Origin of the sequence: Corynebacterium sp. zg254, assembly GCF_024701495.1 — a bacterium.
Lineage (GTDB): Bacteria > Actinomycetota > Actinomycetes > Mycobacteriales > Mycobacteriaceae > Corynebacterium > Corynebacterium zhongnanshanii.
Map to the genome: position 1 here is coordinate 364,220 of NZ_WIAR01000001.1, position 21,338 is coordinate 385,557.

Below are 21,338 nucleotides of genomic sequence, written 5' to 3' on the forward strand. Positions count from 1 at the left end.
ATCGGTAGGCTCGAAGGCATGAGCACAGCACTATTCATCATGTCCGCCGCCCGCGAACTCACCCTGAAGGAGGGCAAGACGCAGCCCACGGGCTTCTGGGCCGAGGAATTCGTGGTCCCTTATGACCTATTCGACGCCGCCGGTTTCGACATCACCGTTGCCTCCCCCGAAGGAAAAACCCCGGTGGTGGACGAGGCGTCCCTGGGGCTCGCCGGTGGATTGCCGCCGAAGACGAATGGATTCCGTAAGCGGCTCGACGCCCTGCAGGATGTTCTAGAAAACACCATTTCTTTGAAGGACGCTGCCGCCACGCACGAGGAATACGACGTGGTGTTCTACCCCGGCGGCCACGCGCCGATGGAAGACCTGGTCACGGATGAGGATTCAGCCACAATCTTGAGCGAACGCCTGGCCAACAATCAGATTCTGGGGCTGGTGTGCCACGCACCTGCCGCCATTTTGGCCACCGTGGATTCGGACGGCCACACCCCCTTTGCCGGAAAGAACATCACGGCGCTGTCCAATGTGGAGGAAATGCTGAACCCGAATGTTCGGAATACCAAATGGCTGCTGGAGGACCGCCTTGTGGAGGCCGGGCTTAAGTTCCACAAGGCCACACTACCCTACCGTCCGTACACGAAGGTGGACGGGGCGCTGTTCACGGGGCAGAATCCGCAGTCCTCGGCGCAGCTGGCGGAGAAGATGATCGACGCTGTTCGTTAAGGGGTTGCGTCCATGAGTGGGGAAAATCAGTGACCCACGGTAATCCTCGTGGGTTACCCGCACATAGTGGACACGACCCAACCCCAGGGCACAGTGCTGTACTTATTGATACTCAATGGAAGCCGCTAGGTTTCACCGCAAGAAAGATGCATCTCTCCTGCTTCATCGAGTAGGAGATCTCTGGCTATCTGAAGGGACAGCAAGACGCTACATAAAACAAATTGGACGTATTAAGCATTAACAGGAACCTATTTATCTGTTCCAATATTCTTTCGCGTCTTTACTATTGCAAAAAATAGAAGCAAATATACTGGAGTCAAAAGCAGGTACCCGCCCCAGTCATCTCCGATAATCAGAATCATCAGCAATGAAAACATAAACCCTATGGCTACAATAAATATAATAGTCCAAGGATTGTAAAAAGAGTTCCAAAATTTCGAATATTTCTCTTTCATGGCAACCTTTCAGCCCCTCGCTGAAGCAAGCTGTCGACGCTCCTATAAGCGCTCCCGCCGCTGCTCGACCTCTGCACCCTACAGTAAACAAAACTGTCACTACCCTTGACACTACGCGCGGAGATGATTGATGTCGAGAGTCTTGACTGAATTACCCCTAGTTTTATTCCGTTTGAATAGACGTTGACATCTAGACAGGAACTGCGGCGCGTTCAATAAAGCTCTGTGAGATTCGCCCATGCGACAACATCATCAAGCTGTGCACGTACTGCATCCCACGGCGCCATGAGATCAAGGGTTTTCGCCGCGATGCGATGGCCGTGGATCGAGGTATCGAGCGCAGGTGTCACAGCTTCGTTGGTCTTGGCGTACAAAAGCAGGCCCATCACCTCTCTTGAGGTCTTCGCTGCACGATTGCTCACATAGCTTAAGATTTGATACAAGTGCCCTGAGTCCACCTTCGGCTGACCGAAGCGTGCTCTCATTGAGCGGCCATAATACTTGGCATCAATAATCAGCGCCTTTCCATTGCCAGAGAGTATGACATCCGAACGCATCGTGGGGAGCTGTTCAGCGCCAGAAAAAACCTCATCAACGTCCCACTCGATATGGGAAGCAGACGGGGCGAGGTGTCGATGATGGCGTTGAAAGTAACGAAGAAGGAAACGCTCATACAACGCGCTTTCCTGTTCTGGGCTAAACCAGGACGCTAAGTGCTGTTCGCCGAGCCCCTCTCTTTGTAATAATCCTTCAACGACGAGCCTGCACACGCCATGCATGAGACGGTAGTCCGCAGTCATTCGGGTGTAATGAACATCGCGCCACCGAATGCTCCGTGGCGCAACGATGGTGACACCACGAAAAAGACGCAGAGCATCGTGTACGCGTCTACGTCGAGCGGTCGATAGATCACCTGCAACGAAAAGCAGTTGAAGTACGCTGGCAAGAATTCGATTGTGAGGTGTGTCCAGCACGTACTCATCGTGATCGCAGACAACAGCCCCTCTCCCACGCGCGCCAGTAGACAGAGTGGTGGAGAAATCAATTCGGCCACGGACTGTGTGCAGTTCCTCGCTCAAGTTCAGGTAATCACGGTGAAGCCCGCGCTGGGTTTGGTTCGTAATTCCCTGCAACAAGATTTCCGCGCACAGTTCATGCAGATTGTCGCAGTTCTCCGCGTGAAAACTGGATGTCCCAGCGCGTTCAATCGCATTGAAGGCATAGGCCAACATCACGTACATGTTGCGCAAAACCCGAGGTTCCACGCTCTCGCCCGTGGTCACTCGACCACCGAACGCAAGCGCTGAGCCCATGTCTCCACTAGTCCCGGATCATCAAACCAATACTCCTCAATGAGTGGAATGAGGTCATCTTCCACCACTGAATACAGCCACTCTTCATCGCCGTCTTGTGCAGCGCTCTTAGACAGATAGCTATGCCCGATCATGAATCCGCGACCCAGGCGCGGATCCTCTTCAATCTCGGAATTAAGCTGCTGGATGAGAGCGACCAATCTGTCGAATGCTGGGCTTTTGACTTCCTCCATCCATGCCTGGAAGCCCTCAGTTTCAAATGCCGGAGAGATGGCGAAGAACCCAAAGCGGCGGCGCAGCGCATAATCCATCACAGCAAGGCTGCGGTCAGCAGAATTCATCGTGCCGATAATGAACACGTTCGTTGGTACGGAAAACAGTTCATCATTGTAGACCAGCCGTAGTGTGTGCCCCCGCTTGTCGGCTTCCACAAGCATGAGGAGCTCACCAAAAATCTTCGAGACGTTGCCACGATTGATCTCGTCGATTATGAAGAAGAAGTCCCGATTCGGCTCTTCCCGTGCTTTTTCGCAGAACGTATAGAAGGAACCATCGACGAGATCAAAACCACCATCCTTGTTCGGACGGAATCCCATCATGAAGTCTTCGTAGGAATAACTCTGATGGAACTGGATCTGCTCAATGCGGGCACTGTCCTTCTCCCCCATGCGTACAAAGGCAGCGCGCTTGGCGACAAATGTCTTGCCCACTCCAGGAGGACCGGTGAGGATGACGTTCTTCTTGCGGCTCATCAGCGATTGCAGGCGCGCCAACTGCTCAGAGGTAAAGAAGACGTCAGAGAGAAAGTCTTCTTCGGTGTAACCCTTGACGTGGCGAATCGGTACGACAATATCAACGTCTTCTGCGGCGAAAAGATCCTCAACGGCTTCGATTGCACGGCGCTTCTGGGTGATATTCGTGAGTGTTTTATTGACCAGAGCAATAGGCGCCTCCCACTCACCACGAGCTTCCCATTGTACCGACCGAACGTATCTGTATTCTGTTCGCGATTCATCAAAATAGGGTTCTGAGGTGATTACTCCTCGTCCAAGGATCTGGCTCCGTCCGCGCTTGGCAAAGACTACATCGCCGATCTTCATGACTCGGTGAAACTCCCACACCGCACGAGCCGCATTCGTGGGTCGTTTGTCCGATGCCTCGTCTTGAAGCGCTTCACACACTGCTTCCTGACTCGGGTACATAGAAAAATCACCCAGGTGATCCCACCCGAGAGCCATCATTCCCAGCTCATAAAACTCGTCCCAGAAGCACGCCTTCGGGCCTGGGGCATATACCCAATACTGCGGCGTAGAACTCTCATTGATCGCCTCATCATTGTGATCTTCTGACCACATCGGCCTCAACTCATCATCCCAGTAGTGGAATGTGCCGTGACGATCCTGTGCCACAGCGGTACGGATGTTATACAAGTCGCGGTCAAGAACGTCCGGCGAATCACCACCATCGGTGTCAATGAGATCAATAAATCCATTGCGGATCTGCTTTTTCATAGGGGCCGATGAGATCGGCTCGAAATACTCGGGCACCAGAAGGAACTGGAGGATGGAACGAATGTCAGCACAGTCGTCACCAGTCCCAAGAAAAAACGTCTGGAGGCGTGGCGGATCATCGACCAACTCACGTCGTTCCTCCTCAGGAAGCTGTCGAAATGCGATGACGAAGCGTGCCATCCAGGTGAGGTGAACACTGAGCCTAAGGTTGAACCCCGCGCCCGCTTTCAGACCGCCATGCTTCGTGGGACGCCCCAGCCATTCGAGCATCTGTTCCGGCAAGTCAAACACGTCATCACAATGTTTCAAAACGCCGGTGACATGTTTCTTCCGTGTCTGAGGAGCTGCGTTGCTCAAGGCATGTTCACGCAAGAACACCAACTCGGCCACAAGCAATAAGGTCGCTGTGGACGCTCCTTGAAGCTGAAGGTCCAGCATGTCCCACTGGTTCATGCTGGTGCCATTCGTGTGTGGCTTGCTACTCAAGCGTTCGACAATGTCCTTTGCCGGCTCCGAGGCCCAGATGGTGCAGGTCGGATCAATGAAAGAGCGACCGTCCCCCACCAGGTGTTCAAACAGCGGAGCGATAGCCTGTGCAAGAGCCATGTCCTTCTCCGGACGGGATGCACAGTTGACTTCCACTGGAGAAAACGTCGATGCCTGGGTCATGGTGAAACACTATCAGCAGCATTGGAGCCAAGGGAGACTAATCAATAGTTTTCCTAACATTTCTTCCCCATAGATCAAGCCGCCGATCACCAGCGGTGATCGGCGGCTGTCGTTGAGCGTGCGCAACTTTAGCGCAGTCAGGCTCTACAGGTGGGAGATGATCTCCTCCACGGTCTTCTTTGCATCGCCGAGCAGCATGTCCGTGTTCTCGTTGAAGAACAGTGGGTTCTGCACGCCAGCGTAACCGGAGCCCATGGAACGCTTAAAGACGATGACCTTGTCTGCTTCCCACACCTTCAGCACAGGCATGCCGGCAATTGGCGAGCCAGGCTCTTCGGCGATCGGGTTCACCGTGTCGTTTGCACCGATGACCAGCACAACGTCGATGTCGGCGAAGTCGTCGTTGACCTCATCCAGCTCCAGCACGATGTCGTACGGCACCTTAGCCTCGGCCAGCAGCACGTTCATGTGGCCAGGCAGGCGGCCAGCAACAGGGTGAATACCGAACGTAACATCCACGCCCTGAGCCTTGAGCTTCTCTACCAGGGTGGCCACTGGGTACTGAGCCTGCGCCACAGCCATGCCGTAGCCCGGGGTGATCATGACGGTCTTCGCACCCTTCAGCAGCTCCGCGGTCTCAGCCGCGTTAACCTCGGTGTGCTCACCGTACTCGCGGTCGTCAGAAGCAGCAGCCTCGCCACCGAAGCCACCCAGGATCACGGACACGAAGCTACGGTTCATGGCCTGGCACATGACGTAGGACAGGTATGCACCGGAGGAACCAACCAGCGCACCAACGATGATGAGCAGAGGGTTACCCAGCATGAATCCAGCGGCAGCAGCTGCCCAACCGGAGTAGGAGTTCAGCATGGACACAACCACTGGCATGTCGCCACCACCGATGGCGGCAACCAGGTGGAATCCCAGGAACAGAGCCAGGGCCAGCATCACGACCAGCGCGATCCAGGACAGGACCTGATTGTCGTGACCGGACGCGATGAACACAACCATGCCCACCAGGGACACGATGATTACCAGCAGGTTCAGCAAGTGACGAGCAGGAAGCACCAGTGGCTTACCGTTCATCTTTCCGCTCAGCTTCAGGTACGCCACGATGGAACCGGTCAGGGTCACAGCACCGATGAACACGCCCAGGTAGACCTCACCCAGGTGGAAGGCCTCGATGGCCTTGGTCTTCTCATCGGGCTGGATGAAGGAGTTCACACCAATCAGCACTGCCGCAAGACCCACGAAGCTGTGCAGCATCGCAATGAGTTCCGGCATTTCGGTCATTTCGACCTTCTTCGCCCGTGGGATACCAATCGCGGCACCCAGCAGCATCGCCACAGCGATCAGCAAAACGGTGACAATTGGGCCGTTGGTGGCGTCGCCCCCATCCTTCGCGTTAATGACAGCCTTGGCGATCGTCGCGATGAGCGCGATGGTCATACCCGCCATGCCGAAGCGATTACCGCGGGATGCGGTCTGCTGCTTGGCCAAACCAGCCAGGGCCAGGATGAACAGCAGCGCTGCAACGATATACGCGAGGTTCGTAATCTTATCCGTCCATTCCAGGACGGTGGGGCTCACCTTAGAGGTGGCCTCAGCCTGTGCGAAATAAAAAGCGTTCATGGGTTAGTTACCTCCGTCGAACATGGTGAGCATGCGGCGGGTGACGAAGAAGCCACCGAAAATGTTGATAGAGGCCACAACAATCGCCACGAAACTTAGGGCAGCAACCGCGATATTCGAGCTACCGACCTGCAGGATTGCGCCAACAAGGATGATGCCGGAGATGGCGTTGGTCTCACTCATCAGCGGGGTGTGCAGCTTATGCGTCACCGCAGTGATCACGTAGAAGCCCACCACGATCGCGAGCATCAGCAGCATGTACTCTGCAGCAACCTGCATCGGGCTGGCCAAGATCAGAGCGATACCCAGCAGTGCGGCGATGACCTTCCACGCGCCGGACTTCTTGGCAGGGGCCTCCTCGGCCTGGTCGCCAGCGGCAGCAGCAGCTGCGGGTGCTGGCTGCGCAGGCGCAGCGGAGACCTTCACTGGTGGTGGCGGCCACAGGATGTCGGCCGATCCGGCTGCCTCCCCGGTGGAGTGCGTGACGGTGATACCGCGAACGATCTCGTCCTCCAGGTCGAAGACCAGCTGGCCGTCCTTGCCTGGGGTCATGAGCTTCAGCAAGTTCACGATGTTCTGACCGTACAGCTGGGATGCCTGTGCAGGCAGACGTCCGGCAAGGTCCGTGTAGCCGATGATGCTCACACCGTTATCGGTGACGGTGATCTCTCCCGGCACGGTCAGCTCACAGTTACCGCCGTTGGCCGCGGCCATATCGACGATGACGGAGCCGGGCTTCATGGCGGCAACGTCGGCTGCGGTCAGCAGCACGGGGGACTTGCGGCCGGGGATGTTCGCGGTGGTGATGACGATGTCTGCGGCGGCGGACTGCTCAGCGTAGAGCTTGGCGGCAGCCTGGGCTTGGTCCGCGGTCATCTCCTTGGCGTAGCCGTCCTCAGACTTTTCGGTCTCGGCCTGGATGGCAACGAACTCCGCACCCATGGATTCCACCTGCTCGGCGGTCTCCGGACGCAAGTCCGTCGCCTTGACGATCGCACCCATGGAGTTGGCGGTACCGATGGCGGCCAGTCCGGCCACACCCGCACCAATCACGTAGACGATCGCTGGCGGCACCTTACCGGCTGCGGTCACCTGACCGGTGAACAGGCGGCCGAAGGTGTTGGCAGCCTCAATCACGGCGCGGTAGCCGGCGATGTTCGCCTGGGAGCTCAGCACGTCCATCGACTGCGCACGGCTGATACGCGGCACGGTGTCCATGGCGATGGAGGTGACGTTCTTGTCTGCGAACTCCTGGATCAGCTGCTCGTTGCGCGCAGGGGCAAGACGGGCGATGAGGGCCGCGCCTGGCTTCAGGTCTGCTCGCTGCTCTGCGGTGGGCTCGTCGAGAGCGGTGATGATGTCCGACTGCCACACTTCATCGCCGACGATACGCGCGCCGGCTTCTTCGTACTGAGAGTCGGGGTAGTTGGAATCGTCGCCCGCTCCAGATTGAACGGCAACGTCGTAACCAAGCTTAATGAGCTTGCCTACGGTGTCTGGGGTGGCCGAAACCAGGGAGGCTGGTTCTCTCGGAATACCAATAAGCAAGGGAAGGCTCCTCTAGTTCACACAACACCCGTACTCCCCGTGCGGCGCGCCTCTATGTGATGGCGCGCGACAGCAAAGGCAGCAAGGGCACGTTGTGCGTGAGTGTTCTGTCCCCGCAAGCACGCCACCCTGTGCCCGTTCGGGGCCTGGCTCTGGCGTGACTGCGAGCACAATTAGGTCAGAATGTAGGTAGTTCTAAAACTATAGGAGAGGCGCGAGAATGTGTACCGCGATTTGAGAAAACTACCCCCGTTTATCCCATTATTCGAGAATGTCCAGCGTATGGCCCCTATCCTATGGGGTAGCGATCGGGGGTGGTTTCCCACACCCCCTGCGCGGAAATGCCACACCCGCTGATACACCACAACCGCCGGCACATGGTCGGCGGTTGCTGATCGATTGGTACCCCGTACGGGATTTGAACCCGTGTTACCGGCGTGAGAGGCCGGCGTCCTAGGCCGCTAGACGAACGGGGCGTTCACACTGTCCGAGCACTTCTTCTCAAAGCGCCCCACTGTGCACTGTTCTCTAGGAACTGTTCTCTAGGAACTGTTCGCGTGGAACTCCAGAAACCTTACACACCCTCCCCACATTTACCTAATCCCCACGTCACAGGCCGTATCCTGTCACCGCTCCCCACCGGCATTCAACCACTCGCCCACAATTGGCTAAGATGGTCTGCTATGAATAAACAGGTCCGAATGCTGATCGCTGCCTTGTTCGCCATCATCGTACTCATCAGTCTCGTCGTGGTGTTCAAGTTCACGGGCGACAGTGCTGACGATACTGCGTCAAGCTCTGCGTCCCAGTCCTCCCCTTCCTCCGACGCCAGCGCGCCACCCACCGCCTCAGATACCCCCGAGGATCCCGCGCATCCGGCCGACCCCAACGCCGAGGACGCACCCCGTCCCGAGGATAACCCTGAGGAGGGACAGCCCCCAGCCGCTCCCGCGACTGCACCGTTTGCAGGCCAACTGGATAACCAACCCTTCGACGTGGTGAACCCACGCATCGAATGCCACTCGGAAGCACAGTTCACGCAAATCACCGCCACCGGCCAGGGCGACCAGCCGGGCCGCTTCGCCGCGGCACAGTTCGACGGCAATGACCGCCTCATGTCCGTCTCCCTCGGCGACGGCGCCACCTCCCGGGGCTACGTGGTGGAAACCGCCTCCAACCAGGGCCACGCCACCTTGGAGCGGATCGGCGACAAGACCTACCGAATCGCCGGCGATGCCCTCGAAGTGGACTACAAGACCATGAACGAAGCCGGCACCAAGCCCTTCAGCTTCGACATCACCTGCCCTTAAAGTCTTTCCCACTGCCCTTCCCACGACAGGAGCCATCCACCCCATGACCACACACATCTCCCCCACGTTTGCGAAGCGGCTCTACGGCGCGCTGGGGGCGTCGGTCCTCCTCATCTCCCTCGGCGCCTGCGGACGGGAGGAAGCCAGGGCGGTGATGTACACGGCCACCCTGGACGGCGAGCAATTCCAGACCGACGACCCGACCGTCACCTGCACGGACAACGGCGGCCTGAAGGAGATCACCGTGGGCCACACCCGACAGGACGGAGGCGAAGACGCGACCCCTACCAACTACATCACCGCGCTCATCAACCCCGATGGCACGTTCGTGGAGGACATCACCATCAGTGACAACTCCACCTTCAACTTCACCTATAGCCCCTACAGAAAAATCGGATCCGCCAGCGCCGGCGAATCCGATGGAACTTACAGCATCAAGGGCGAAGGGCAGATGACCCGCCTGGACAACCAGGACCAGGACACGCAGAACCAGGACGACCCAGAAAAGCTAGTGCCCTTCGAGCTGGAGCTCACCTGCCCAAGCGAACGCTAAAACGAACGCTCAGGCAGATCAACTCGGGCAGCTCTGAAGGGCTCCGAGCAACAACTAGATGGGACTAGTTGTGGTCGTGGTGGTCATGGTCGTGACCATCGTGGTCGTGGTGGTCGTGATCGTGACCAGCGTGGTCGTGGTCATCCGAGCCGTAGGACTCGTTACCTGCACCAATCTCGCGGCCCTCAACCTCGGTCTTAAAAGTCTCGCCGTCCTTGGTCTCGAAGACGATGGTCAGGTCGTCACCTGGCTCCACGTCATCACGGAGGTTCAGCACCATCAGGTGCTCGCCACCTGGCTTCAGCTCCTTGGACTCGCCGGCCTTGATCTCAAAGCCGCCTTCCTTCTTCTGCATCTTGCCGTCAACCACCTCGTGAAGCTCGAAGGTAGCACCTTCGTCCTTCATGTCCTCGATGGAGAAGCCCGTGATGGTGATGTCCTTATCAGTGTTGTTCACCAGGGTTCCGAAGCAGGCGGTCATGTCGGCCATCTCGCCGTCCTTGGCCTTATCTGCGGATGGCTTCGCCTTGCAGAATCCGTTCTCGAAGGTCAGGCCGGTGCTGGACTTCGCGGACTCCGATGCGGAGGACATCGCGGAGGATGCCGCGGACGTTGCCGACGATGCGGCGGAGGATGCAGAGTTCTTTGCCTCCTCAGCGTCGTCGGAGCTGCAGGCGGCGAGGCTGCCACCCAGGGCTAGAACGGATACAACGGCAAACGCAGATTTCTTCATGCGCATATAATCTCTCCTTATATGTTGTCGCACAGCGACCCTCGGTGAGCCGCGTGCAGCACAGTCGTGGCAACCGGGGTAGCACAACCGGGCTGTGACACCTTCAGTCTAACCAGGTCTGTGCCGGCGCGGCTGGCCCGTTGCCCGCCTTTGGGGTTAGAGCAACACGCTGTGCGAGCCTAGAGATATCTAGGGACACAGACCCCTGCGGGCATGGAGCTAGTCGACGGTCGTATCCTTCGCGGCGGCCAGACCACACAGCAAGCACAGCACCGAGACAGCCACCATGATCCACAGTCCCGAAGTCCACTGGCCGGTGGCGTCGTGCACAGCACCCAACAGGATCGGTCCACTGGCCGCGATGACATAGCCCATGCCCTGCCCCATGCCGGACAGCGCCGCGGCGGTTTCGGGTTTGCGCGAACGCAGGGCAAACAGGGAGAGGCTTAAGGCGAAGGCAAGGCCGCAGGCGATACCTTCCACGAAGATCAGCAGTCCGGCAATCTGTGGCGCGTGCATGAGGATGATCAGCGGCACACCCATCATGACGGCGATGGCGACCACGATCGCTCGTTGTCCACGCAGGCGGCTGAGCAACACGGAGCAGCTGAAGCTACCCACCAGACTGCCGATGTTCATGAACGCCTGGTGCACGCCGGCGGCGCCCGCGCTGATGCCCATGGATTGTTCGATGGAGCTCATCCACGCCACGATGACGTAGAACATGGCGGACTGGAACCCCATGAATCCCGTGATCGCCCACGCCAGGGGGTGCTTCCACGGGTTAAAACTGCTGCTGGGAACCGTACCGACGCCGGCCTCACGCCCCGCACGGCGCCCTTGAATAATCAGATGCGCGAATGCTGCCAGCGCCATGACACACCACACGGAGGTGGCCAGTCGCCATCCGGCCTCTCCCCAGCCAGAGGCATGGGAGATGGGCACCGCAAGTCCCGCGGCGATGGCGGCGAATCCCGCCTGCACGGCCGCGTAGGCGCCCGTCACGAAACCGATACGGTCGGGAAAGTCCCTCTTGACCAGCGCAGGAAGGGTCACATTCAAGGTGGCGATAGCCAGGCCGATGAAGCCGGTACCCACCCACAGCAACGCGGCAGCCGGGAGCGAGCGCACGATCAAGCCCACGGCCAGCAGTCCTGTGCCGGCGATCAGCGTGCGCTCGATCCCCCAGCGCACGAGCAAACGAGGCACCAGGGGCGAAACAATCGCGAAGACCAGCAACGGCAGCGACGTCACGATGGACACCTGCGCTCCCGTGAGACCAAGGTCAGCTTGGATGTCACTCACCACAGGCGCCACGGAGGTCAGCGCCATGCGAAGGTTTGCAGCAAGTAAGAATAATCCCAAGAGAGCTAAACCGAAGGAGCGTTGAGTAGACATATCTACCATTTGTACTCCCCTACTTTCGGTTACTTTCACCCGGGTTCGATGTGTTCTGCCCACTGAGATCGCCGCACTGTGGTAAGCAGTGGTCACATGAGCGATTCACAATCTTCTACAGCACACAACTCCGATCACACTGAGGATGGACGCTACGATGCGGGCATCCGTGTCCGCCGAGAGGTCATGGGTGACGATTTTGTAGACGCGGCCCTGGAGCGCGCGGCCGGTTCCGATGGCGAGGAATTGCAAAAGCACGTCACGGCGACTGTGTGGGGGTCCGTGTGGACGCGTGATGGTTTGTCGAAGCGGGATCGCTCCCTGCTCAACATTGGGATGCTGGTGGCGCTGCGCGCCACTCAGGAGCTGCGCGGCCACATCAAGGGCGGGCTGGCTAATGGGCTGACCCGGGAGGAGATCACGGAAGCGATCATCCACTCCTCGGGATACTGTGGCGCCCCGGCGGCACTGTCCGCGATGAAGGTCGCGCAAGAGGTGCTGGAAGCGGAGATTGGCCCGAAGGACCCATCAGCATAGGGACTTGTTCTGTTCATCCCCTAGGGCGGACAACCAGCGGGACGGGGCTTCCGCACGCGCCCAAGAACCACCTGCCACACAGCCAGAGTCCACAAACTGATGGCCCCGAACGGATGCGCTATGTGGTGCGTCATGCTTAAAGTTTGACCAGGTACGTCCGCCCGAGGATCCAAAATCCCACTCCCCACCCTCGTGGGGATACACCGTCTGCGCTCCTTGCTCAGAACCCCCCAGGACAAGATAGCCCCCTCCACCGAGCAGCAATGCTGCCCCGGCGAGCCCGGCCCACAGAGTCTTCTTTTTCTTCATGAGTTTTCTCCTAGTTCTATCGTTCGGTCCATCTGCGCAATGACCCAGGGATCGTGGCTCACTACGATGACCGCCGCACCGTGGTCAGACAGTGTTCTTAAGTGCGCGAGCACAGAGGATGCATTGTTTCTATCCAGAGACGCTGTAGGCTCATCAGCCAGGATAACCTCGGGCTTGCGCACCAAAAGCCTCGCAATAGCAACACGCTGTTGCTCACCGCCACTGAGCTGATACACACGATGGCTCTCGTAGCCCTCCAGCCCCACCTCGGCCAACGCTTGGGCAATGTCTTCGGTGAGCTGTCGTCCTCGCGCACGACTGCCCAAGGCGATATTTTGGCGGACGGTATCGTTATCAATCAGTGCATAATCCTGAAAAAGATAGCCCACAGATTCTCGACGCATACGCATCCGCTGCCGTGCCGAAGCGGATGCTAGCGGGATACCTTTGATGTCAATCTCGCCGTTGTCAGGCCGGTCAAGCAATCCCAGGCAATTGAGTAGCGTGGATTTGCCACACCCAGAAGGTCCGGTGATGCTCACTAATTCGCCGGAGGACACGTCGAAGCTCAGCTTTTCCCACAGCCTTCGGCGTGGCTTCTTCTCTCCGACAGCCTTCGAGACATTTTTTACCGAAATCATGACAGTCATTGCGGAAGTCATCTCCTTGTTACCACGAGTGAGCGTAGCGTCCTCCGCCCCAGGACAAGGCCGCTTGCAGGAATGCTTGTAATAGCGAACAGCGCCAGCGTTATCCACCACGCGCTACTGGGGACGTGGAACAGCGCAATCAATGCCGGATCCGCGGCACCTTCGGCGGAGCCACCAGCCTCCCACGCTCGCGCGGTTGCCGCACGAGTGAATAAGAAATACAGCACGCAGGCACACACTATGAGCTCTGCACATAGGGCAGTCAGAAGAGGCCGAATTGGCCATCGCGCATGCAGGTACGCGGCTCGAAGCCGCTGGTGGAACACTTTCATGAAGCTCAACCACACAGCCAACGAGGCGATGCAGCACAGCAGTACGGTGGCAACAAATCCACCAACATAGACCCACAGAATCCTTCCCATGGCCTGGTGATGCTGGGACCACGTCTGGCTCATCGGCACCGCTGCGCGCACGAAGCTTCCGACTTCTCGGTCATCGTGCAAGCGTTGAAAATCATCATAAGAACTCAGGAGAACGTCATTTTGCGTGACGCTCGCGACGAGGTTGCGATCGGACAGGCCAATCAGGTCATTAGGCATCACAACCACAATAGGATCATGGGTTTCAGCACGGTTCATCCACTCATCCAGCCCCACTTCCCAGGTCCGTGCGCGGGAATCACCGGCACGATAAACAGCCGTGTGCACCCTGGCCTCTCCCACAATCGGCGCCAGCAGCTCATGACTATCCACTGCAGCTGGCAGGGAATCCGGCAATAGCACCAACGGTTGGTTGTCCCTAGGCTGCTCACCGAAGCTACGGTTCACTTCACCTGAAAGTGAGTTTTCGGCAGCTGTGGTGTTATACACCATGATGTCTCTATCAAGATGGCTACCTGGGGTCATGCCGGAATCTCGAAATTGAGCGTACAGCAGCCGATTCTCTGAGGAGATGTCCCTCATATGACTCGCAAGACGGCCACTTGCTTCGTGAAGATCTTCCAATTTCCTAGCACCGCTTAGAGTAAGGCCATACGCCGAAGGGCTATTCCGCCAACCGTCTACCTCGTCTTTTTGCCTATTCCACTCAGTTGTATAGTTCAGTGCTCCAATAGACAGCGACGCAACAGCAATGCAGGCACCTATGCGTACGGCAAACATACTCACCAATACAGACTTTGCGGGAAGTTTTCCTTTTAATAGCTGCACCACAGGGGCGATCTTTAAGAGGAAAAGACCCACAAACAGTGCAAAGATGCACGCCACAAGCGCGATGCCAATAAATGCTGCTTGGAAAAGAACAAGTTGGTATGCAGAAGCAGTATTGGAATACCACCACAGGAGTGCGTCAACCAGAACAACAGCGGCACTAGTGGCGGTAAGTAAGGTTCCTCTCGCAGCAGAGAGTTCCGCTTTCGCACGACTCAACAATCCGATTCCATGCAGCCTTCGCACCGCATCGGTGTGGGAATTAAGAACGATCCCGACAAAGACGAGGACAAAGCCAATGCCTATCATCAGGGCTGCCATTTTCCCTAATGCGGTGCCTCCCAATAGGTACATCCACTGTTGGTTCTCCGGAATGTGATAGGTCACTCCGCGGGCGTCCAAGTAAGATACCAGCTCTTGGAGAACGTCGTCTCCACCGATGACCTCGAACATCTGCCGATAATCACCGTGAGGCAAGTCCTCCAGTGGCCGCACATCTAATGGAGGTGTCCCAGGCAGTCCTTGATAACCCTTATGTATCCAGCTTTCAGCCCTATCACCTGCAACGTAAGCCACTCGCCCCTCGAGCGTTGGGATTTCAACGAGGATTGTCGCGTCATGCTCGGTAGCGATTCTGCCGAGATCACGTACAAGAGAATCCGCTGAGGAATCCCCTCCCTGATCGTGTGGCGCGAATGTTTGAATCTGCACAACAGACCTCACACCAGCCATCTCGGAGTGCTCGATAGTTGAGCTGGCCCAGAATCCCAGAACTGCGCCGAGGGTGATAACAAGCACCAGGGCGCACCGAATTAATTGTGTACCAGACAGCGCCGAGACACGCCGGCGCTGCTGTACATCATGCGACTTCGAGAAATCCAATGTCAGAACCCATTCTCGGAGATCCGCCCACAGCTGCGAGTGCTTTTTCGTGGCGCCATGTCATCTCCTCGAAGAACCCACAAGTTTTTAACCAAACTTAGCCTAAACTAATGCGCAGCATTTAACAAGGGTTACAGGACTAAGGGTTAAACCCTCGCATAACTCGGAAATGCGAAAACGAAGAACTCCCGATCCTGATGTGGATCGGGAGTTCTTATCTGTACCCCGTACGGGATTTGAACCCGTGTTACCGGCGTGAGAGGCCGGCGTCCTAGGCCGCTAGACGAACGGGGCGCTGGCCTACCAGGACTCGAACCTAGAATGACGGTACCAGAAACCGTAGTGTTGCCAATTACACCATAGGCCATTGTTCGTGCTGCTCAGCGAGCGAAATGTCTGAGGCAATTTCTTACCTGTGGACTCTGTTCGCTGTCCGTGCAACGAGAGTAAATATAACCAGAGAAATTACATGAATGCAAATCCCCTGGTCATAAGCACTTTTTACTCACATGAAACGCTGCTCAAAACGCACGTCTTATGGCGGGCTACTGCTCCGCTACATACGGAGTCTGAGCCTGAGCCGCCTTCAGGCGTGCGAGCGTGGACTCCTTCCCCAACAGCTCCATGGACTCAAACAGCGGAGGGGACACAGCGGCACCAGAGATGGCCACACGCAGCGCACCATAGGCCTTGCGAGGCTTGAGCTCCATCTCCTCAATAAGTTTCGACTGCAGAGCGTGCTCAATGTTGTCCGTACGGAACTCCTCCTCGGACAATCCCTCCAGCTGAGCAATCGCCACCTGCAAAACCTCGACAGCATCTTCCTTCAGGTTCTTCTTCGCGGACTTCTCATCCAGAACCAGATCCTCATCTGCGGTCACCAGGAAATTCAGCAGGCCGTGGGCGTCGCCCAACACCTTGATGCGGGTCTGCACCAGCTCTGCGGCGAAGGCGAATTTGTCCGCTGGGTAGTCCGCCGGGAAGTCCTTGTAGGTCTCCAAGTACTCGCGCAGGCGCGTGGTGAAGTCCTCCAGATCCAGCAGGCGGATGTGGTCGGCGTTAATGGCCTCCAGCTTCTTCTGATCGAAGCGGGCCGGGTTAGGCTTCACGTCAGCAACATCAAAGTTATCGATGAGCTGCTGCATGGTGAAGATATCCTCGTCGGCAGAGAGGGACCAGCCCAGCAGCGATAGGTAATTCAGCATGCCCTCGGGGATGATGCCGTTGTCCCGGTGGTTGAACAGGTTAGACTCGGGATCGCGCTTGGACAGTTTCTTGTTGCCCTCACCCATCACGAAGGGAAGGTGTCCAAACGTCGGTACCTGCTGGGCCACGCCGATGCGCACCAGCGCTTCGTAGAGGGCGATCTGGCGAGGAGTGGACGGAAGCAGGTCCTCGCCGCGCAGCACATGGGTGATCCCCATGAGCGCGTCATCCACCGGGTTGACCAGCGTGTACAGCGGCTGGCCATTGGATCGTGCGACCACGAAGTCAGGGACGGTCTTACCGTCCACGTTCATCTCACCGCGCACCAGATCCGTCCACGTGTACGTGCGGTTATCCGGCATGCGCAGGCGCCAAACAGGCTCGCGGCCTTCCGCTTCAAACGCCGCGATCTGTTCCTCGGTCAAGTCACGATCGAAGTTGTCATAGCCCAGCTTCGGGTCGCGACCGGCGGCCTTGTGGCGCTCTTCTACCTCTGCCGCGGTGGAGTATGCGGGGTAGACATCGCCGGAGGCCTTGAGCTTGTTCAGTACCTCGGCGTAGATGTCCATGCGACGGGACTGGCGGTACGGCTCGTGTGGGCCGCCCACCTCGATGCCTTCGTCCCATCCCAGGTTCAACCACTTCAACGAGTCGATGATGGCCTGGTAGGACTCTTCGGAGTCTCGGGCGGCATCCGTATCCTCGATGCGGAAAATCAGTTTTCCGCCGGTGTGGCGAGCGTAGGCCCAGTTGAACAGGGCCGTGCGGACCATGCCGACGTGAGGGGTTCCGGTGGGAGAAGGGCAAAATCGTACGCGTACATCACTCATGGGTACTCACTTTACCCGCCCTACGCCGCCGGGCCTGGGTGCAGCTTGCTCTGCCGCGCCAGGAAATCCCAAGCTACGTTAGCAGTATCGGGAGCCCACCACCACGTGTGGTCCTGACCACGCAGTTTCCAATGAACAGCCTCGTCCGCACAACCGGTTCCGCGCATCACTTCCACGTTGTTGACCAGCTCGCTGACCTGAGGGGCTCCACTGCAGCCATTGCGCTGTTGGATGGACTGATACAGCGTCGGCACAGGCAGGTATGGAGCGTCGTGCAGAGTGCCACCGTCATAGTGAGTGAGCCGGTCGGCGTCGCCATGCATAATGAGGGTAGGTACGGATTCGGGCGCGCAACCCTCGTTGACGGGGTTATAGAAGGCGCCGGAGACGGTGACGATGCCCGCGAGCATATCCGGGGCCTGGCAGGCGAAGTTCGCTGCGAATCCGCCGCCGTTGGACATGCCGATGGCGTAGACGCGGTTGGCGTCCACGTTGAAGTGGCCTTGCAGCTCGGCCAGGATTTGACGCATGAACGCCACGTCCTGCCCCCGTTGCGACACCGCGTATGGGGCACCTTCCCACGCATTCTCAATGGCGCGGGGGTAAACCACGATGGCCTCGTTCGCCGCGCCGGTCGTGTTGAGCCGCGCGTAGTTGCGGAAGTTCTCCGGAGAATCCTTCCAACCGCCAAAGGCGAACAAGACGGGCACGGGACGGGCGGGGTCGTAATTCTGTGTGACGGAGATCAGGGCGTTGCGGGTGGTGCCGTCACCCTGAGCGAAATCGACCGACGCCGCCTTTCCCGGCGTTGCATCCTTCATATTCGACGCCGAGCGGAAGTCTGCCGGGGGCACCCATGGAGCTGGAGGCTCCGGCGCAGGCGGCTCTTCGGCTGGTGCTTCTGGCGCTGCATCGTCGGGAGCGGGCGCTGGCGCTTCCGGAGCGGGTGCTTCTGGAGCAGGTGCAGGCTGCTCAGGCATAGGCACGGGCGCCGGCTCGGGTGGCACCACATTCTGAGGAGCGGGAGCGGGGGCTTCTATGGGAGCGGGATTATCCTGAGCTGCTGCGGGCGCTGCAAACAGGCCGGTTCCGGCGGTCAGAGCCGACGCGCAGACAATCACATCTTTAACATTTTTCACATACTTAACATACTTCACATACGTAACATTAACGTTCCTTTTAGCTTCTGGCCACAACGACACAATAGGAACGTGATTTTTCTCTCCCAGTCCTGAGATGGCGCCGCGGGCACCGTACTCATGGAAGGCTTGCAAAGGCAAGCCTTGATGGCTGAGATCTCGTGACCAGACTCTAGTGGGTACCCCCGAGCGGCTGAACCCCAGTGGCTGATGACCTGCAGGTTTAAACGTGTATAAGTGTGAAAACATAACATAGTGCACAAAAACTATACATGCCAGTCTTCAGTGGGTTATTATCTGCGGCGTGTATAGTTTTCCTCAACAATTAACTGGAGGATGTGCATGGACTCGCTGGTTGATGGCCCTGGTGGCGACACTTGTGTCGGCGTGTTTGGCCGCCTCGGTTGCGGGCGCGACGGTGGTGTTTGGGCATCCTATTTTAGGCAGGATTGAAGAGGCGTTTCATCGTCTGGGTGGGGTGCATCATTTTGGGTTTGCCACTACCCCTGAGTCTATTGCTGCTAATAATGGGCGTTTTCAGCATTTCCGTAATAGTGCGTCGATTTATTGGCATCCGGGTGTGGATCGGGGTGTTGCTCACGCGGTGGAAGGTCGTATCCGGGATGCGTGGGCGCGTGGTGGCTGGGAGCGCTCTGTGTTGGGGTATCCGATCACGGATGAGCTGCCGACTCCCGATGGGGTTGGTCGCTTTAATCATTTCCAGGGTGGTTCTGTCTACTGGTCGCCTGCCAGTGATGCTCATCAGATCGGTGGAGCGATCCGGGATAAGTGGGCTTCGCAAGGATGGGAAACAGGTCCTCTTGGCTATCCCCGCACGGATGAGCTCATCACTCCGGATGGTCGTGGCAGGTTTAATCGTTTCGATCATGGCTTTATTTACTGGTCTGCAGCCACCGGGGCACATATTGTCACGAAAGATATTTTTGATGTGTGGGCGGCCACCGGCTGGGAAGCAGGAAGACTGGGCTATCCCATTTCTGACAAATATGAAGTCAATGGCTGCGTGAGGCAGGATTTTCAGCGAGGAGCTATTCAGATCTTCGCCCCGACGGGCATGGTGTTGCCGCGGTTTGATAACGCTGCCTATTCCAGTTATCGGCAGATTTACCCCCTGTTGACGACGAGTCAGGCCCCGGAGGTGCATCCGGCTGGTGTTCATCGTGAAGTGACTCAGCATATGGGAAAGTATTTTCCTGTTCCGGGTTGCCCTGATGTTGTGACAGTGGGAACCACCTGTGCTCTTCCCACGGCCGGTGGAGGTACAGGCCAGGTGCGTGTTACCCGGATGTCGGATACAGGCTTTTCTGTGACCACGCAGGCAGGTCACCCGGAGGGACAGGGAAGAATCCTCAATATTCGATTCGATACGGTCACTGCCCCGGATACCGCAGAATCAGAGGTGGTGTTCGCCGATGATGGTCTCCGGAAGGCCTATATAGGATCCGATAAAACCTGGATCCGCATGATCGTGGAAGCCTTCGGTGAGACCTCTACCTCGCGGGTTGCAGGCCCGTTCATTTCTGATCACGTGGGCACACACGTGTTTTCCACCATGGCCAACACCCTGCGGTCCGCCTTGCCGAGAGCCACCACGGTCTATGGGCCGGTGACAGCACACCGCTGATCGGCGCCCTACCGTCAGCCACCCTCATCTTTTTAAGTTGTTGTCCTAAGAAAGAGTTACCCCAACCATTATGTCTGTGTCATCGCTGCTGCGCCGTGGCATTATTGCCGCTGTTGCTGTTGTTGCCAGTAGTGCAGCCCTACCTGCTGCCACCGCCGAGGAGGCAGTCTCTATCCTTGCCGGGGATGGTGGCATCATCACCGAGCATTGCGGTGCCCGGGCAGAACAAGTCCGTGTGGATTCATCCTCCCTGGGGTCATTGAGTGCCTGCTTTGCGCTGGTTCGGCCTACTGGTTGGGCAGCGATGCACCTCACCGGGTCCTACGGTCTGGTCAATAACCTCACTGTCCCAGTCAGCGTCGCATTCAAGCTGCCTGACGGAGCTGTCTACTGGCAAGCCACAGTCCAGCCTGGACAGGTCAGCAGCGTTGATGTCAATAACGCCGGGTCCACCATCGTTGAACTCCACGTATCCCCGGTAGCCACCAGCACGGGAGCATCCACCGCATCGCTGACACCAGGGACACCAGGTGCACCGAACTACGTGTCGTTACGCTCGGCCTCCCCTGCCACGTTCGGACGCGTTGCCCGCGTGAGCTGGCTTGGTGCAACCACATCAGACCTGACACGTAACAGTTCCTTTCCTGACCGGCTTGACGGATCGTTCCTGGTGACCACTGGGTTGTCTGATCCCGCGTGCATCTCGTTGGAATCAGCCGCCTACCCGGGGACGTACCTGCAGGCCACCAGCCGGGCATCCGTGTCCTTGTCAGCCCATCCCACGCCAGCTCATGCGACATGGTGCGCCATCCCCGATTCGTCGGTGGTGACATCAACCCGCCTGGTATGGGCTGCTGATCGCAGCACAGCCCTGGCTGTCACCCCTGGAGGTGGACTGGGCCTGGCTGCGGTGAATTCTGCTGACAGTCGATGGTTCAGCGATCAAGCCCTGGCACGCCCCTAACCACCGTACGACGGGGACTGACTTGTCCGAGTCGTTGACACAAGCCCGTGGAGTAAAGAAAACGAGATCGTCGAGATGAATCATCGCCACCCACCACAGCAGCCCTGCATGCCGCACACACGC

General features: G+C 57.9%; 17 protein-coding genes and 3 tRNA genes. 6 read left to right on the plus strand and 14 right to left on the minus strand.

Features of this window, described 5'->3' with window-relative positions:
• The first annotated feature begins 18 nt into the window (after positions 1-18).
• Positions 19-723: a type 1 glutamine amidotransferase domain-containing protein gene (locus tag GC425_RS01720; RefSeq protein ID WP_151844039.1), complete on the plus strand. Its 705-nt coding sequence runs from the start codon at positions 19-21 to the stop codon at positions 721-723.
• 667 nt (positions 724-1,390) lie between these two features.
• Here the strand turns inward: GC425_RS01720 and GC425_RS01725 are convergent.
• The 5 genes from GC425_RS01725 to GC425_RS01745 all read right to left on the minus strand — a co-directional run bounded on the left by GC425_RS01725 (position 1,391) and on the right by GC425_RS01745 (position 8,327).
• Entirely contained in the window at positions 1,391-2,491 is a 1,101-nt protein-coding gene (locus GC425_RS01725) for a 5-methylcytosine-specific restriction system specificity protein McrC (protein WP_151844038.1), read from the minus strand.
• Complete coding sequence (locus tag GC425_RS01730) at positions 2,458-4,671, minus strand: AAA family ATPase (RefSeq protein WP_151844037.1); 2,214 nt, start codon at positions 4,669-4,671, stop codon at positions 2,458-2,460. The genes GC425_RS01725 and GC425_RS01730 overlap by 34 nt, the downstream gene beginning before the upstream one ends.
• 144 nt (positions 4,672-4,815) lie before the next feature.
• On the minus strand, positions 4,816-6,303 hold the full coding sequence (gene pntB / locus GC425_RS01735) for a Re/Si-specific NAD(P)(+) transhydrogenase subunit beta (RefSeq protein WP_151844036.1): 1,488 nt from the start codon (positions 6,301-6,303) through the stop codon (positions 4,816-4,818).
• A gap of 3 nt (positions 6,304-6,306) precedes the next feature.
• Positions 6,307-7,851, minus strand: a complete 1,545-nt coding sequence (locus tag GC425_RS01740; RefSeq protein WP_151844035.1) for a Re/Si-specific NAD(P)(+) transhydrogenase subunit alpha — start codon at positions 7,849-7,851, stop codon at positions 6,307-6,309.
• A gap of 400 nt (positions 7,852-8,251) precedes the next feature.
• Positions 8,252-8,327: transfer RNA gene (locus GC425_RS01745), tRNA-Glu, on the minus strand.
• Positions 8,328-8,534: 207 nt separating this feature from the next.
• On the opposite strand from GC425_RS01745, the gene GC425_RS01750 reads away from it, so the two are divergent.
• Together GC425_RS01750 and GC425_RS01755 are read left to right on the plus strand one after the other, a co-directional pair.
• On the plus strand, positions 8,535-9,161 hold the full coding sequence (locus GC425_RS01750; protein ID WP_151844034.1) for a lipoprotein LpqH: 627 nt from the start codon (positions 8,535-8,537) through the stop codon (positions 9,159-9,161).
• Positions 9,162-9,204: 43 nt separating this feature from the next.
• The gene (locus GC425_RS01755) at positions 9,205-9,714 is read left to right on the plus strand and encodes a lipoprotein LpqH (RefSeq protein ID WP_151844033.1); all 510 of its coding nucleotides are present in this window, start codon (positions 9,205-9,207) and stop codon (positions 9,712-9,714) included.
• Between the two features lie 64 nt (positions 9,715-9,778).
• On the opposite strand, the gene GC425_RS01760 is transcribed toward GC425_RS01755, so the two are convergent.
• Both GC425_RS01760 and GC425_RS01765 read right to left on the minus strand, forming a co-directional pair.
• Positions 9,779-10,447: a copper chaperone PCu(A)C gene (locus GC425_RS01760; RefSeq protein WP_257821715.1), complete on the minus strand. Its 669-nt coding sequence runs from the start codon at positions 10,445-10,447 to the stop codon at positions 9,779-9,781.
• 219 nt (positions 10,448-10,666) lie between these two features.
• Positions 10,667-11,845: an MFS transporter gene (locus GC425_RS01765; RefSeq protein WP_192930366.1), complete on the minus strand. Its 1,179-nt coding sequence runs from the start codon at positions 11,843-11,845 to the stop codon at positions 10,667-10,669.
• 96 nt (positions 11,846-11,941) lie between these two features.
• Here GC425_RS01765 and GC425_RS01770 point away from each other — a divergent pair, with 96 nt between their 5' ends.
• Positions 11,942-12,382, plus strand: a complete 441-nt coding sequence (locus GC425_RS01770) for a carboxymuconolactone decarboxylase family protein (protein WP_151844031.1) — start codon at positions 11,942-11,944, stop codon at positions 12,380-12,382.
• Here GC425_RS01770 and GC425_RS09915 read toward each other — a convergent pair.
• The 7 genes from GC425_RS09915 to GC425_RS01800 all read right to left on the minus strand — a co-directional run bounded on the left by GC425_RS09915 (position 12,374) and on the right by GC425_RS01800 (position 18,606).
• Positions 12,374-12,691, minus strand: coding sequence for a lactococcin 972 family bacteriocin (locus GC425_RS09915; protein ID WP_151844030.1), 318 nt, complete (start codon positions 12,689-12,691; stop codon positions 12,374-12,376). The two genes, GC425_RS01770 and GC425_RS09915, sit on opposite strands and share 9 nt — an antisense overlap.
• Positions 12,688-13,341, minus strand: coding sequence for an ABC transporter ATP-binding protein (locus GC425_RS01775; RefSeq protein WP_231699697.1), 654 nt, complete (start codon positions 13,339-13,341; stop codon positions 12,688-12,690). The genes GC425_RS09915 and GC425_RS01775 overlap by 4 nt, the downstream gene beginning before the upstream one ends.
• Before the next feature lie 8 nt (positions 13,342-13,349).
• Entirely contained in the window at positions 13,350-15,431 is a 2,082-nt protein-coding gene (locus tag GC425_RS01780; RefSeq protein WP_151844028.1) for a hypothetical protein, read from the minus strand.
• 221 nt (positions 15,432-15,652) lie between these two features.
• Positions 15,653-15,725: transfer RNA gene (locus tag GC425_RS01785), tRNA-Glu, on the minus strand.
• Position 15,726: 1 nt separating this feature from the next.
• Positions 15,727-15,798, minus strand: a tRNA-Gln gene (locus GC425_RS01790).
• 178 nt (positions 15,799-15,976) lie between these two features.
• The gene (gene gltX / locus GC425_RS01795; RefSeq protein WP_151844027.1) at positions 15,977-17,467 is read right to left on the minus strand and encodes a glutamate--tRNA ligase; all 1,491 of its coding nucleotides are present in this window, start codon (positions 17,465-17,467) and stop codon (positions 15,977-15,979) included.
• Between the two features lie 20 nt (positions 17,468-17,487).
• Positions 17,488-18,606, minus strand: coding sequence for a PHB depolymerase family esterase (locus GC425_RS01800; protein ID WP_231699696.1), 1,119 nt, complete (start codon positions 18,604-18,606; stop codon positions 17,488-17,490).
• Positions 18,607-18,964: 358 nt separating this feature from the next.
• Here GC425_RS01800 and GC425_RS01805 point away from each other — a divergent pair, with 358 nt between their 5' ends.
• Together GC425_RS01805 and GC425_RS01810 are read left to right on the plus strand one after the other, a co-directional pair.
• Positions 18,965-20,251 (plus strand): LGFP repeat-containing protein, encoded by a 1,287-nt coding sequence (locus tag GC425_RS01805; protein ID WP_151844284.1) that lies wholly within the window; start codon positions 18,965-18,967, stop codon positions 20,249-20,251.
• Positions 20,252-20,321: 70 nt separating this feature from the next.
• Positions 20,322-21,215 (plus strand): AbfB domain-containing protein, encoded by an 894-nt coding sequence (locus GC425_RS01810; protein ID WP_151844026.1) that lies wholly within the window; start codon positions 20,322-20,324, stop codon positions 21,213-21,215.
• The last annotated feature ends 123 nt before the right edge of the window (positions 21,216-21,338 follow it).

Coding starts and splice junctions, on each gene's coding strand:
- GC425_RS01810 (WP_151844026.1), top strand. CDS start 20,322: ATGTCTGTGTCATCGCTGCTGCGCCGTGGCATTATTGCCGCTGTTGCT.
- GC425_RS01775 (WP_231699697.1), bottom strand. CDS start 13,341: ATGACTGTCATGATTTCGGTAAAAAATGTCTCGAAGGCTGTCGGAGAG.
- GC425_RS01750 (WP_151844034.1), top strand. CDS start 8,535: ATGAATAAACAGGTCCGAATGCTGATCGCTGCCTTGTTCGCCATCATC.
- GC425_RS01805 (WP_151844284.1), top strand. CDS start 18,965: ATGGCCCTGGTGGCGACACTTGTGTCGGCGTGTTTGGCCGCCTCGGTT.
- GC425_RS01765 (WP_192930366.1), bottom strand. CDS start 11,845: ATGTCTACTCAACGCTCCTTCGGTTTAGCTCTCTTGGGATTATTCTTA.
- GC425_RS01730 (WP_151844037.1), bottom strand. CDS start 4,671: ATGACCCAGGCATCGACGTTTTCTCCAGTGGAAGTCAACTGTGCATCC.
- GC425_RS01725 (WP_151844038.1), bottom strand. CDS start 2,491: ATGGGCTCAGCGCTTGCGTTCGGTGGTCGAGTGACCACGGGCGAGAGC.
- gltX (WP_151844027.1), bottom strand. CDS start 17,467: ATGAGTGATGTACGCGTACGATTTTGCCCTTCTCCCACCGGAACCCCT.
- GC425_RS01755 (WP_151844033.1), top strand. CDS start 9,205: ATGACCACACACATCTCCCCCACGTTTGCGAAGCGGCTCTACGGCGCG.
- GC425_RS01770 (WP_151844031.1), top strand. CDS start 11,942: ATGAGCGATTCACAATCTTCTACAGCACACAACTCCGATCACACTGAG.
- GC425_RS01760 (WP_257821715.1), bottom strand. CDS start 10,447: ATGAAGAAATCTGCGTTTGCCGTTGTATCCGTTCTAGCCCTGGGTGGC.
- pntB (WP_151844036.1), bottom strand. CDS start 6,303: ATGAACGCTTTTTATTTCGCACAGGCTGAGGCCACCTCTAAGGTGAGC.
- GC425_RS01720 (WP_151844039.1), top strand. CDS start 19: ATGAGCACAGCACTATTCATCATGTCCGCCGCCCGCGAACTCACCCTG.
- GC425_RS09915 (WP_151844030.1), bottom strand. CDS start 12,691: ATGAAGAAAAAGAAGACTCTGTGGGCCGGGCTCGCCGGGGCAGCATTG.